This is a genomic window from Plantibacter auratus, from assembly GCF_050587365.1.
Lineage (GTDB): Bacteria > Actinomycetota > Actinomycetes > Actinomycetales > Microbacteriaceae > Plantibacter > Plantibacter auratus.
On sequence record NZ_JBOBFV010000002.1, the window covers coordinates 907,876 to 920,931 of the forward strand.

Here is a 13,056-nt window from a genome sequence, read left to right on the forward strand (position 1 = left end):
CGGCTACTTGATGCCGGCGTTCGTGAACCCCTGGATGAAGTACTTCTGGCAGAACAGGAAGAGGAGGACCATCGGGATGGTCGCCATCGTGGTGCCGGCCATCAGGTATTGCCACTGCGTCCCGTCGAGCTGTTGGAACACCGCGAGCCCGACCTGGATCACCCTGAGGTCGTCCCTCGTGGTGACGAGGAGCGGCCAGAGGAAGTTGTTCCAGCTCTCCTGGAAGGTCAGGAGCGCGACCGTCGCGATCGCCGGCTTGATGAGTGGCGTGTAGATCCGCGAGAAGATGCGGAACTCGCTGAGTCCGTCGATGCGCGCGGCCTCCGCGAGCTCGGTCGGGAGGGAGAGGTAGAACTGGCGGAACAGGAAGATCGCGGTCGCGCTCAGGCCTCCGGGGACGATGAGCGCCCACCAGGTGTTGAGCCACCCGGATCCGCCCTGCCCGAGGATGTCGTTCCCGCCGAACAGGGGCATGAACTTCACGAGGAGGAACTGCGGCACGATCTTCGTGTAGGTCGGGATCATGAGCATCGCGACGAAGCCGAGGAACACGAGCTCCCGGCCGCGGAAGCGGATCCTGGCCAGCGAGTAGCCGGCCATCGCGGCGAAGATCAGCGTGATGATCGTGTGCGACGCGGAGATGATGAAGCTGTTCCGGAAGTACGTCGCGAAGGGCGCCGCCTGGAGCGCCTCCGGGTAGTTGCTCCACTCCCACACCTTGGGCAGGAACGTCGGCGGGAACTCGGCGAGCTCGGCCGGGGACTTCAGCGACGTCGCGATCATCCAGATGAACGGCACGACCATCGTGAGCGCACCGAGCGTGAGGGCGAGGTTGAGGACGACGCGTCCGATCCACCGTCGGTTCCGACGACGCCCGGCGGGCTTCGTCGGGAAGTCCTCGTGAGCTCCGGTGACGAGCGACCTCGTCGTGAGCGGTTCGGCGGTCATCCCTCGTCACCCTTCGTCGCGCGGCGGCCGATGACGGTCATGACGAGGAGCATCAGGAACAGCAGCACCGACTGCGCCGACGCCATCCCCATCTCGAAGTTCTGGAACGCGGATCGGTAGACCTCGTAGGTCATCATCGTCGTGGAGTTGGCGGGTCCGCCGTCGGTCAGGACGTAGATCTGGTCGAACACTTGGAACGCTCCGATGATCGAGATGATGAGCACGAAGAAGGTGGCGGGCTTCAGCATCGGCACGGTGATCGCGAAGAACTTGCGGATCGGCCCGGCACCGTCGACCGCGGCGGCCTCGTAGAGCGAGGGGTCGACGTTCTGCAGCGCCGCGATGTAGATCAGCATCTTGATGCCGATGCCCTGCCACGCTCCGACGAGGATGACCGAGGGGAGCGCCCACTCGGGGTCGGCCAGCCAGGCCTGACCCGGGATGCCGACCACCGAGAGGATCCCGTTCAGGAGACCCTGCTGCGGGTTGAAGATCCACAGCCAGACCATCGCGATGGCGACCGTGGCCGTCACCTGCGGGAGGAAGAACGCGGTCCGGAACCAGGTGCGCAGTCGCAGGTTCTGGTTGAGCGCGACGGCGATGACCATGGCGATCGCCATCGAGGCGGGCACGGTCCAGAAGGTGTAGACGATCGTGTTCCACGTGGCCTGGCCGAACACCGGGTCCTGGAAGATCTCCACGTAGTTGTCGAGACCGATCCACGCGGGGGCGTCGAAGATGTCGTAGTCGGTGAAGCTCAGGGCGATCGTCGCGAGGACGGGGATCGCGGTCCAGAGGCCGATGTGGAACACGGCCGGAGCGACCATGAGCCAACCGAACAGTCCGCTCTTCCGCGCCGCACGCTTGCTGGCGGCCCGCCGCGGGATGGGTGGAGGTTGCCGAGGGTCGAGCGTCCTCGGGACGTCTGGGGTGCGCGTCGCGGTCATGATCACCGGTCCAACTTCTTCTGGAAGGTCGCGGCGAGGTCGGTGAGTGCCGCCTTCGCCGTCTTCTTGCGGAGGATCGCGTTCTCGATCGCCGGGGCGACGTCGCCGCGGAGACCGAGCCACTTGGGGGGCCCGCCCTCACGCTTGGCGACCGACAGGTTCTCCATGGCGAACTGCACCAGGCGGTCGTCCTGCACGTACTCGCTCTCGAGGAGCTCGGTGAGCGCCGGCACGTTGCCGCGTTGCTGATTGGCCGCCAGCGCCGGGCCGGGGCTCGCCAGGAACTCGACGAGTTTCTGCGCCGCCCGTTCGTGGGCCGACGTGGCGGAGACCGCCGCCATCGTGCCGCCGACGAACATGCTGGGCGAGTCACCGGGGATGAGGAACGGCTCGAGGTCGTCCAACACCTCCGGGTCGGCCGCCTCGGCCTGGGTCCACACGTTGTTGTGTGCGATCGCCATCGCCGCGCGCCCGTTGATGAGCGGGTTGACGGTCGCATTGGGCGCCGAGAAGCCGGTGTCCTCCACCTTCTCGTCGTGGAAGAGGTCGACGATCCGTTGCAGCGCCTCCACACCCTGCTCGGAGTCGAACGCCGGCGAGCTGTTGTCGTCGGAGAAGAGCGATCCGCCGTTCGAGAACAGGGCCGTCTCGAACATCTGGCGCGGTTCGATGGTCAACATGTCGAAGCCGGTGCGCGTCAGCTTGCCCGAGGCGTCGCGCTCGGTCAGCGCATCGGCCATCTCGACGAGTTCGTCCCAGGTCCGAGGGGTGTGGTCGTAGCCGGCCTCGCGGAGGAGGTCCATCCGCGCCACCCCGAAGCGGGCGTCGAGCATGATCGGGACGCCGTAGACGTCGCCGTTCCAGAGCCCGGCCTCGACGATCTGTGGCGTCATGGTCTGCTCCAGCGACTCGGCGGTGAGGCCTCCGTCGGTGAGGTTGGCGAGCACCCCGCGATCGGCGAAGGCCTCGATCCATCCGACGCCCATCATCATGACGTCCGGCACGAGACCGGAGACGACGCCGGTGGTCAGCTTCTCATTGAGCCGGGCGTAGTTCGTGTAGTCGACGGACACGGTCACGTCGGGGTACATCTCCGTGAACTGCGGCAGCAGCTCCTCCTCCAGCAGCTTCTGGCCCGCTGTGCCCTCGAAGATCGGGGTCAACATCGTCAGGTCGCCGCTGATGGCGTTCGGGTCGGTGTCCTCCTCGGCTGCCGGGGTCGAGCACGCGCCGAGAGCCAGCGCGAGCGCACTCGCGGTGAGCAGTCCGGTGGCGATGCGGGCCCTGCGGATGCCGGTCGTCCGCCGGTGGCGGGGCCTCATGGTCCGGGTGGTCATGCGTTGGTTCCCTTCACGGGTATCGATTCGGGGCGACGATGCCGCGAGTCCGTGACGTCGTCGTCATCGGTATCCAGGATCGGCAATGATCTTGTGTATCGATTTACCGACCATAACCATCACGTCCGGTGACGTCAACCGGCTCCGCGTCGCCGGTCGTGGCCGATACCAGTCATAGAGCGGCAGAATCGGCGAGATGTTGGTGGCGCGACCGCTTTATCGATACACTGGAAAGCGGTACCGACGCCGTGTTCCCGGCTGACGCGGAGCCACGAAGGGGGCGGTCATGACCGACAAGGTGACGATCCAACAGGTCGCCGCGGCAGCGGGCGTCTCGACGAGCACCGTCTCGAACGTCCTCAACAGTCGCTCCGACCGGATGCAGCCCGAGACCCGCGACCGGGTGTTCGCAGCAATCAGAGCCCTCGACTACCGACCCAACCGGGCAGCACGGCAACTGCGCACCGGGCAGACGAAGACGATCGGCCTCATCGTGCCGTCGGTCAGCAACCCGTTCTGGGGAGCGTTCGCCCGCGAACTCGAGCAGGCCGCACTCGGCCACGGCTACAACGTCCTCCTCGGCAACAGCGAGCGCGACCCCGGACGAGAGCTCGGGTACGTCGAGGAGCTGTGGGACAACGGCGTCCGCGACATCGTGCTCTGCACCTCACTGCCGTCCCTCGACCACCTGGCGTCGTTCGTCGAGCGCGGCCTCAACCTCATCCTGTTCGACCGCCCCGTCCAGCCCGGCGACCCGCCCCTCGTCGCGAGCATCGGGATCGACAACCACGTCGGCGGCAGCGTCGCGACGTCCCACCTGACGGGGCTCGGGCACCGCCGGATCGCGTTCGTCTCCGGGTCGCAACGTTCGGTGAACCGGACCGTCCGGCACGCCGGCTTCCTCGCGGCGGTCCAGGCGGCGGGCCTCGACGCGGCGGAGTTGCCGGTGTGGGCGGGGCTTCCGGCTGATGCCGACGAGCTCGAGGCACCCGAGGTCGGCCGGCGGGCCATGCACGACCTGTTCAGCGCCGGTCCACCGCCGACGGCCATCATCGCGATCAACGACATGACGGCCCTCGGGGTGTGCAAAGGCATCCGCGATCTCGGACTCGGCATCGGCACGGACGTCTCCGTCGTCGGCTTCGACGACATCCCCCTGGCCGATCTCGTGTCACCGTCGCTGACGACCGTCCGTCAGCCGATCGCCCGCATGGCCGCGCTGGCCGTCGAGCAGGTGGTCACGCGCGAACGGACCGACGACCGGGAGTCGACCCACGCGATCCTGCTCCGCCCGGAACTGGTCGTGCGCGACTCGACGGGTGCGGTGCCCGCCGAACCGGCACGCGGCTGATCAGCCTCCGAACAGCTTGCCGAAGAACCCCTTGCGCGGCTTCCAGCCGGCGGCGGTCAGGGCGTCGATGACGGGCTGCTTGACCTCGTCGGTCGTGAACTCGTAGCCCATGAACTGGCCGGTCGTCGTGCCATCGCGGTCGGTGGACTGCGAGATCGGCGCGACGCTCCGCCCGAAGGAGAAGGACTTCTGCGGGCCGGACTGCCAGGTGCGCTTCGTCGAAAGCCCGCCGAGACCGACGGTCGTCTTCGAGGAGGACGACTGCTCGTGGAATTCCCACTCCCCGTCCTCGGGGTGCAGCTCGACCCGCAGCTCGTACTCGGCACTGAACATCCCGGCGCCGATGAAGCCGAGCCAGCGCTGGTCGGCGTACCGCCAGTGCGCGACGATGCCGTCGGGTGTCGGGTCGTAGACGAAGGGGAGTTCTTCGCTGTTGAGCGCGAGGATCCGGGCCTGGGCGTCGCGGAGGTCGAAGGTCATGGGGCGAGTCTAGGCAGACGGACCGCCCGGCGACATGGGGACAGCTCCCCGTCACCCGGCTCCCCTACGCTGGCCGGGTGAGCGAATCCATCCTGACCCAGAACGTCCTGACCGTCATGAGCTACAACATCCGCACCGCTGTCGCCCAGCCCGGTCACGAGTGGGTGGACCGGGCACCGCTCGTCTCACAGGTCATCGCCCGCAACGCGCCCGACCTCCTCGGGCTGCAGGAGGTCCGCGAGCACCAGCTGCACGACCTGCTCCCGGGCCTCGCCGAGTACGACTGGTTCGGGCAGGGCCGTGACGGCGGTTCGGCCGGCGAGTACGGGCCGGTGTGCTTCCGCCGCTCGCGGTTCGAACAGCTCGACGCCGGCGAATTCTGGCTGTCGGACACCCCCGACGAACCGGGCTCGAACACCTGGCCGTCGCTGCACGCACGGTTCGTCACCTGGGTCAGGCTCCGCGAGCGTCGCACCGGCGACGAGCTCGTCTTCGCCAACACCCACCTCGACCACGAGAGCTCACCGCACGGCGACGACGTCCGCACGCGCAGCGCGAAGCTGATCGCCGACCGATTCTCCGGCATCGACGTCCCCGTCCTCCTCACCGGCGACTTCAACACCGAACGCGGATCGGCGGCGCACGACTCCCTGGCGGACGCCGGGTTCGTCGACCTCTCGCCGGTCGAGAGCGACGGTATCGGCACGTTCCAGGGCTACGGTCCCCAGCGTCCCGGGAACGCACGCATCGACTGGGTGCTCGGTCGCTCAGGCAGCGTCGCTCCGCACACCCGACTGGAACCGATCGAAGCCCTCGTCGACGAGCAGGACCCCACCTCGGAGGCGAGCGACCACTTCCCCATCCTCATCCGGGCGCAGCTCACCCACTGACGGCGATCAGACGCCGAGGTGTCCTCGCCGACGCCGTCCGACGATGTCGGGCACGATGGATCGAGAGCGGTCGTACGATCGCGCCCGCACCACGAGGAGGAACCATGTCCGTCGTCACGCTGATCCGATCCGACGAGCTCTCCGACGCCGCGGAGTACGCCTACGCGTCATCCGTTCCGGCGAGCGCCAGGCTGCTGTTCCTGGCCGGATCATGCCCGCTGAACGTCGACGGCTCGACCGCTGCCGTCGGGGACGTCGCCGGGCAGGCGGAGAAGTGCGTCGAGAACCTCGTCATCGCCCTCGAGGCCGCCGGTGCGACGCTTGCCGACGTGGCCAGTACCCGGGTGCTCGTCGCCTCGGCGAAGCAGTCCGACCTCGTCACCGCATGGGAGGTCGTACGCGCCGCCTTCGGCGATCACGACGTGCCATCGACGCTTCTCGGGGTCACCGTGCTCGGCTACGACGACCAGCTCGTCGAGATCGAGGCGACCGCCGCCGTCGCCTGACACCGATCGGTGCCGATGCTCGTCGTCAGTCGCTGGAGGCCGTCGGCGCGAGCCGGAGGAGGACCAGCCCGACGATCGACGGGAGGAGGGGCAGCGCCGCACCGAACACTGGGTCCACGCCGGTGAGGAGCGCGCCGCAGAGGGCGCCCGCCACGAGCAGCACGATCGCGCCGATCCGGATGAGGTGGTGGTCGTGGACGCCGTCGGCGAGGCTCTGCATGAGACTCGTGAGGGTGCCGGTCACGAAGGTGGTGGTCACGCCTGAGCGTTCGATGCGACGGGCGACGGCCGTCTGCCCCGCCATCGCGAGCGTGGAGAGCGCGATGAGGACACAGATCACGGGCGTCGTGCGCGTCTCGGGAGACACGATCCATCCGATGAGGACGCACGCCTGCGCGATCACCGCACCGCCGAGCACGAGGACGAGCCGGTGCTGCGGCGCCTCCGGGGTCGGTCTGTCAGCGGTGGCGACGAGCCTCGTGAAGCGGAAGGCCAGGAACGTCCCGACGGAGAACAGCAGCACGGCGACGGTCGCCCCGAGCAGCACCTCGCCGAAGTCGGGCCGGCTCGTGAGTCCGGCCAGCACGAAGTTGCCGGTCATGTTCGCGGTGAAGACGCCGCCGAGCTGCAGGAACGCGAAGGCGTCGGTCGCCCCGGCCGCGAACGACAGCACGAGCGCCATCGCCGCGATCATGCCGGCACGCGTCCGACGCCGGGTGGTCGTCAGGGTCGGGTCGGTGCCGCCGGTCTCAGTCACGTGCACATCGTCCCACGCCCGTTCGCCCACGTTCGGGCGAACGGGAGCTCGCTCGCCTAAGAATGGGCGAGCGGAGCGTCAGGCGAGGAGGTCCGCGAGGAAGGTCAGCTGCGCCTGCTGCTGCACCGGCCCGCCACCCTCGTGCCCGTTATACGGGTAGACGGCGATGTCCTTCTGCGTGCCCGCGTAGTGGTTGAACGCCGCGTACACCGTCGAGGGCGGACACACCGCGTCGCAGAGCGCGACGGAGAACAGCGCGGGGGCGGTCGCGCGGGCGGCGAAGTTCGTCGCGTCGAAGTACGAGAGCGTGCGGAACACCTCCTCCTCGTGGCCGCGTCGGCTGATGAGGTACGTCTTCAGCTCCGCGAAGGGGCTCGCGTCGGTGATCTGCAGGGCACGACGGAAGTGCGACAGGAACGGGACGTCGACGAGCGCCGCCGCGAGTCCCTCGCAGAGCCCAGCCGCGGCGAGGGCGATGCCACCACCCTGGCTGCCACCGGCGACGACGACCCGGGCGGGGTCGACCTCCGGGAAGCTGCGCACCACGTCGACGGCGAGTGCCGCATCCGTGAAGACCCGACGGTAGTAGTAGGTCTCGGGGCTGCCGAGCCCGGCGCTCATCTTCCCGGCGACCTGCGGACCGCTCCCGAACGGGTCGGCCGTCGCGCCCGGCAGGTTCGCGCTCCCCTGGCCGCGCGTGTCCATGACGAACACCGCGTAGCCCGCGGACGGGTGCATCGTCCACTGGTGGGCGAGCCCGCGTCCGCCGCTGTAGCCGATGTAGTGCACGATGCACGGGAGCGGCTCGGTCGCGCCGGCCGGTCGGATGAACCACCCCTTGATCGGGTCGCCACCGAACCCGGAGAACGTGACGTCCTCGACGACGAGACCCGTCAGCTCGGGGTTGGATCGTTCACGCACCGTCGGCTGCGCGAGGGCGTGGGCTTCGGCGAGGGTGTCCGTCCAGAACGCGTCGAAGTCCGGCGCCTCCTCGCGGTCGGGCAGGTACTGCTGGAGCTGGGCGAGGGGCAGGTCGAATTGCGCCACGGGTCACCTTCGGTTCGTGAGATCGGATACGGGTGGGGAAGAGGTCAGGAGGAGGGGATCGCGGAGATGAGGCCGAGACCGACGCTGATGCGGTCGGCCACCTCGATGAGGTCCTCGGTGAGGACGTCGAGGTTGCGCTCTCGCATCAGGCTCAGCCGACCCGAGATGGAGATCGCCGCCACGACTCTGGCGTTCGCGTCGCGGATCGGCGCCGCGATCCCGAGACGACCCAACGCGAGCTCCTGGTCCTCCATGCAGACGCCGCGTTCCCGCGCCGTCGCGAGCTCGGCGGCGAGCGCCGCGTGCTCCGTGACGGTGTTGGCCGTGTAGCGCGGGAGCGGCTCATCTCCGAGCAGCGCACGGAGGCCGTCGGCGTCGAGGTCGAGGAGCAGACACTTGCCGAGCGCGGAGGCGTGCAACGGCTGGCGCAGCCCGATCATCGAGTGCGACTTCGGGGCGAGGGCTCCCTCGAAGTGGCAGAGGTAGATGAGGCTCGAGCCGTCGAGCACGCCGACGTTCACGCTGAGGCCGATCCGCTGTGCGAGTTCCTGAGCGGGAGCACGCGACTCCCGGTGCACCGGGTTCTGGTTGAGCCCCTCGCTCGCGAGCGCCAGGATGGTCGCGCCGATGGCGTAGGACGGACTGTCGGCCGCCTTCGTCACATAGCCGAGCTCCTCGAGCGTGCCGAGGAGGCGTGCGGTCGTCGAGGTGCCGAGACCGGTCGCACGGGCGATGTCGGAGGCCCGCAACGGTCCGGTGGTCGATGCGCCGAGAACGGCGAGCACGGATGCTGCACGGCCGATGCCCTGCTGGATCTCACCTGCCACGGGTCCTCCACGGTGTCGGTGTCGGTTCGGATGTCCGGCCTCGGAGGCCGTGTTCAGCGTAGCGGTCGGGCTCGGCGCGGCCGGGTGGTGCGCCCGCTCGGCTGCTCGAAGACCTTCACACTCGCGACGCTCACGTAGGGCGACCCGTTCGTGGCCGTGACGACGACACGGAGGGCGTCGACCCGCACGGGTTCGACGTCGTGGATCCGATGCCGGTGCCGGTTCCCCTCGACCTCGGCCAACACCGTCCACGTCCCCTCAGGAGCACCCGCCGGTCGTGCCTCGAGGCGGTACGCGGCGACGAGCTCCGGCACCGCCTCGAAGTCCGTGCGGTGGTGGTGCAGGTTGATGAGGTCCACGTCGACGTCGTCGTTGAACACGATCCGGACGGACGCGACATCGACCGGCTCATCCCAGTGCAGGGTGAGGACCTCGGGCTCGGCGACCAGATCGCGGTTGTCATCGAGTCGCTCCGAGGACCACAGGTGCGGTCCGCCGTAGGGACGTTGGTAGCCGTCGACGATCCGCTCCGGGCGGTACGCCGTGGTGTCCCCACCGACGGTCAGCGCGACGCTCCGTCCGCGGAGCTTCCGGGCGTTCCAGTCGAGGATCGCCTGGTCCTGCTCTTCGGGGATGTGGTCGTCGAACACCTCGTCGGACGTGTGCTTCGCGGTCAGGACGAGGAGGCCGTAGGGGTGGCCCTCGGTGAGGAGCAGGCTGACGTCCGGGTTGGAACGGACGACGAGCACGGCGTTCTGCTCGATCTCGGGCGTCCATCCGAAGCGGACAGTGGCGGGCACGCCCACCCCGGCGGTGACATCGGCCGTGCCGTCGAGGAGGTGCTCGACCGGGACGGCGTTCTGGCGCTTGCCGGTGCTCCACAGTTCGACGCGGAGGGTCGCGTCGCGTGCGGCGTCGACGAGCAGGGTGATCTGGTCGAGTGACGGAGCGACGGGTACGAGGATCGCGACGTCGCGGTCGAGGGGGAACCGCTCGCCGGAGCCGAGGTGCTCCAGCGTGGAGATCGCGCTGAGCGCGCTCGAGGCGGAGACCGTCGCCCGCCCGGCCAGATCGTCGGGGTCGCCCGTGGTGATGCCGATGACCGGGGCGTCCTCGCGGATGAGTGTGCGCTGCAGGAGCGGGAGCGCCTGCCCGGCGAGCTCCCGCGGCGTCAGTCCGTCGCGGGCGATGAGCGCCGCAGCCGTCCCCACCGCCTGACCCTGCGTGGCGCAGGTCGCCATGACGCGGGTGGACCCGAACGCGACGTGGGAGGCGGAGATGTTGCGTCCGGCGAACAACAGGTTGCCGACATCCCGCGAGTACAGGCTGCGGAAGGGGATCCCGTAGGTGCCGTTGCTGAAGCGCTGTTGCGCACCGGCGCTCTCGGCGTAGACGCCCTCCACCGGGTGCAGGTCGATCGACCATCCACCGAAGGCCACGGTGTCCTCGAAGTCGACCTGGTCGAGCAGGTCGTTCTGCGTGAGGGTGTGGTCGCCCAGCAGCCGCCGGTACTCGCGCTTGCCCGGGATCGACCCGACCCACTCCAGCGTCAGGGTGTCGGCGTCGAACTCGCCGGAGTTCTTGATGTAGTCCCAGATCCCGAAGACGACGCTCCACAGCTCGTCGCGGATCTGCTCGTTCTCGGCGACGGTGTCGAGCTCGCCGCCCCACTCGATCCACCAGTAGTTGCAGCCGTTGTCGCCGGTCCGGATGATCCGGTTGGTGAGGATCGGGGTGTCGCGGATGTCGCGCGCGATGTCAGGAGCGACGAACCGCTCTGGGCGTCCCGTGTCCTTCGTGTAGAAGAAGATCGAGCTGCCGAGGAGCTCGTCGTCCGCCACCTCGGGCGCCCACGGCTCGCCGAGCTCGGCACGGCCCTCTCGCCCGATGCGGGAGGTCGCACCCGCCAGATGACCCACCAGCCCGTCTCCGGTGCAGTCGATGAAGACGGGGGCGATGAACTCGGTCTCGATCTCGCTGCCCATCGTCCATCCGGTGACGGACGTGATCCGTGGCGACGGCGACTCCCCACCGTCCGACGACTCCTCCATCGTGACGATGCGGACGTCGGTGTTGAGGTGCAGCTGCAGGTTCGGCTCGGCGCGCACGAGGTCGAGGACGGTCTGGTCCCAGTAGAACGGGTTGCCTTCCGGGTTGCGGTACTGGTTCTCGAGGAAGAGCTCCCCCATGATCCCGGTCTCCCGCGCGAACCGCTGGTGGCCGTGCGCGGTCGCTCCGACCACCCACACCCGAACCTCGCTCGACGAGTTGCCACCGAGCACCGGCCGGTTGGTGACGAGCGAGACCCGCGAACCGAGGCGGGCAGCGGCGACGGCTGCTGACACACCCGCGAGGCCACCGCCGATGACGACGACGTCTGCGGTCTGGGTGCGGTGCTGCATGGATGACACTCCTTCGTGATGCGTGATCCTGGAAGCCGTCGAACAGATGGCGACCACCGGGCGAGTGCCACGCTACCATTCAGCGGTACGACTTTCCCATTCAGTGGGTAAGATTCTTCGGCAGGTGAACCTCGAAGCACCCCGACAACGATGTGAGGACCGATGGACGAGAGCAGGACCCAGGCTGCAGCCCTGGCCGAAGCCGCCGCGCACAGCGCACAGACCCCCTACGACGACGCGGAGCGATCACGCCGCATGCGGAAGGTGATCTGGGCCGCCGGGGCGGGCCACTTCGTCGAATGGTTCGACTTCGGCCTCTACGGCACGCTCGCGACCGTCATCAGCCTCAACTTCTTCCAGCAGGGCAACACGCAGGCGGCCCTCCTGTCCGCGTTCGCGGTGTTCGGGGCCGGCTTCGTGATGCGTCCGCTCGGTGGCCTCTTCTGGGGCTCGCTCGGTGACCGCATCGGGCGCAAGACGGTCCTCGCGACGGTGATCCTCGTGACCTCCGGGGCGACGGTCGTCATGGGCCTCCTGCCGACGTTCGACCTCATCGGCCTCTGGGCGCCGATCCTGCTCGTGATCGTGCGGCTCGTCCAGGGCTTCGCCGCAGGTGGTGAGAGCTCCGGCGCCACGACGCTCCTCGCCGAGTACGCTCCGTCCAACCGACGCGGGTTCGTGACGAGCTTCATCGACGTGTTCGGTTTCGCGGCCTTCGTGGTCGGTGCGGGCCTCGTGCTCCTCTTCACCTCGACGCTCGGCACCGACGCCCTCAACGAATGGGGTTGGCGCGCCCTCTTCTTCCTCGCCCTGCCCCTCGGCCTCGCTGGCCTCTACCTGCGGAACAAGCTCGAGGACACCCCGGAGTTCCAGGCGATCCAGGCCAAGGGGGCCGTCTCGAAGTCACCGCTGCGGACCTCCTTGCGCACCTCGTGGAAGGCGCTGCTCTTCTGCGTCGGCTTCGTCGTCATCAAGGCCGTCGGCCACTGGATCCTGCAGACCTTCATGCCGTCCTACCTGCAGACCGACCTCGGCTACTCGCAGCCGCTCAGCTACGGGGTCACGGTGCTCGGGCTGCTCGCGATCGCGATCCTCGTCCCGTTCATGGGCCTGCTGAGCGACCGCATCGGGCGGAAGCCGGTGATGATCGCCGGTTGCGTCGGGTTCCTGGTGTTGACGTACCCGACGCTCATGCTCATGAGCGCGGGCAACTTCGCCGCCGCGGCCGTCGCGATGGTGATCCTCGGCGTCTTCATGGCGGCGTACGACGGCGCGTCGAGTGCGGCGATGGCCGAGCTGTTCCCGACCAGCATCCGTTACGGCTCGATGGCGATCGCGTACAACCTGTCGGTCGCCGTGTTCGGTGGGATCACGCCCTACTTCGCGACATTCCTGATCGCATCGACCGGCAATCGGTTCGCCCCCGCGTTCTATGTGATGGCGGCCGCGCTCATCGCGTTGATCGTCGTGCTGCGGGCCCGCGAGACGGCCAAGCTGCCGCTCCCGCGCTGAGCGACCCGGACGAACGCCTGCGTCGACCAGAGGGGTCGACGCCGGCGTTGTC

12 protein-coding genes are annotated in these 13,056 nt (G+C 68.6%); 4 read left to right on the top strand and 8 right to left on the bottom strand.

What is annotated here, in order from left to right:
- Window positions 1-3: 3 nt before the first annotated feature.
- The 3 genes from ACQ3HE_RS11515 to ACQ3HE_RS11525 are packed head-to-tail and all read right to left on the bottom strand — an operon-like array spanning window position 4 to window position 3,232.
- Complete coding sequence (locus ACQ3HE_RS11515; RefSeq protein ID WP_430892862.1) at window positions 4-948, bottom strand: carbohydrate ABC transporter permease; 945 nt, start codon at window positions 946-948, stop codon at window positions 4-6.
- Window positions 945-1,895 carry a carbohydrate ABC transporter permease gene (locus ACQ3HE_RS11520; protein WP_079706135.1) on the bottom strand — a complete coding sequence of 317 codons (951 nt, stop codon included), beginning with the start codon at window positions 1,893-1,895 and terminating at the stop codon, window positions 945-947. Before ACQ3HE_RS11520 ends, ACQ3HE_RS11515 begins: the two co-directional genes overlap by 4 nt.
- A 2-nt stretch (window positions 1,896-1,897) precedes the next feature.
- Window positions 1,898-3,232: an extracellular solute-binding protein gene (locus ACQ3HE_RS11525; RefSeq protein WP_194642931.1), complete on the bottom strand. Its 1,335-nt coding sequence runs from the start codon at window positions 3,230-3,232 to the stop codon at window positions 1,898-1,900.
- A gap of 286 nt (window positions 3,233-3,518) precedes the next feature.
- Between ACQ3HE_RS11525 and ACQ3HE_RS11530 the strand changes: the two genes are divergently transcribed.
- A complete protein-coding gene (locus tag ACQ3HE_RS11530) occupies window positions 3,519-4,583 on the top strand; it encodes a LacI family DNA-binding transcriptional regulator (protein ID WP_430892863.1) in 1,065 nt (354 codons plus the stop codon).
- On the opposite strand, the gene ACQ3HE_RS11535 is transcribed toward ACQ3HE_RS11530, so the two are convergent.
- Complete coding sequence (locus tag ACQ3HE_RS11535; protein ID WP_430892864.1) at window positions 4,584-5,063, bottom strand: hypothetical protein; 480 nt, start codon at window positions 5,061-5,063, stop codon at window positions 4,584-4,586.
- Between the two features lie 77 nt (window positions 5,064-5,140).
- Here ACQ3HE_RS11535 and ACQ3HE_RS11540 point away from each other — a divergent pair, with 77 nt between their 5' ends.
- Both ACQ3HE_RS11540 and ACQ3HE_RS11545 read left to right on the top strand, forming a co-directional pair.
- The gene (locus tag ACQ3HE_RS11540; RefSeq protein WP_430892865.1) at window positions 5,141-5,953 is read left to right on the top strand and encodes an endonuclease/exonuclease/phosphatase family protein; all 813 of its coding nucleotides are present in this window, start codon (window positions 5,141-5,143) and stop codon (window positions 5,951-5,953) included.
- Between the two features lie 104 nt (window positions 5,954-6,057).
- Window positions 6,058-6,459, top strand: coding sequence for a RidA family protein (locus ACQ3HE_RS11545; protein WP_085511449.1), 402 nt, complete (start codon window positions 6,058-6,060; stop codon window positions 6,457-6,459).
- A 25-nt stretch (window positions 6,460-6,484) separates the two neighbouring features.
- Here the strand turns inward: ACQ3HE_RS11545 and ACQ3HE_RS11550 are convergent, their stop codons facing one another.
- The 4 genes from ACQ3HE_RS11550 to ACQ3HE_RS11565 all read right to left on the bottom strand — a co-directional run bounded on the left by ACQ3HE_RS11550 (window position 6,485) and on the right by ACQ3HE_RS11565 (window position 11,492).
- Window positions 6,485-7,216 carry a YoaK family protein gene (locus tag ACQ3HE_RS11550; protein ID WP_159876590.1) on the bottom strand — a complete coding sequence of 244 codons (732 nt, stop codon included), beginning with the start codon at window positions 7,214-7,216 and terminating at the stop codon, window positions 6,485-6,487.
- A 78-nt stretch (window positions 7,217-7,294) separates the two neighbouring features.
- On the bottom strand, window positions 7,295-8,263 hold the full coding sequence (locus ACQ3HE_RS11555; protein ID WP_430892866.1) for an acetylxylan esterase: 969 nt from the start codon (window positions 8,261-8,263) through the stop codon (window positions 7,295-7,297).
- A 44-nt stretch (window positions 8,264-8,307) separates the two neighbouring features.
- A complete protein-coding gene (locus tag ACQ3HE_RS11560) occupies window positions 8,308-9,090 on the bottom strand; it encodes an IclR family transcriptional regulator (protein WP_159876585.1) in 783 nt (260 codons plus the stop codon).
- Window positions 9,091-9,143: 53 nt separating this feature from the next.
- Window positions 9,144-11,492: an FAD-dependent oxidoreductase gene (locus ACQ3HE_RS11565; RefSeq protein WP_430892867.1), complete on the bottom strand. Its 2,349-nt coding sequence runs from the start codon at window positions 11,490-11,492 to the stop codon at window positions 9,144-9,146.
- A 162-nt stretch (window positions 11,493-11,654) separates the two neighbouring features.
- Here ACQ3HE_RS11565 and ACQ3HE_RS11570 point away from each other — a divergent pair, with 162 nt between their 5' ends.
- Complete coding sequence (locus ACQ3HE_RS11570) at window positions 11,655-13,004, top strand: MFS transporter (RefSeq protein WP_430892868.1); 1,350 nt, start codon at window positions 11,655-11,657, stop codon at window positions 13,002-13,004.
- Window positions 13,005-13,056: the final 52 nt, after the last annotated feature.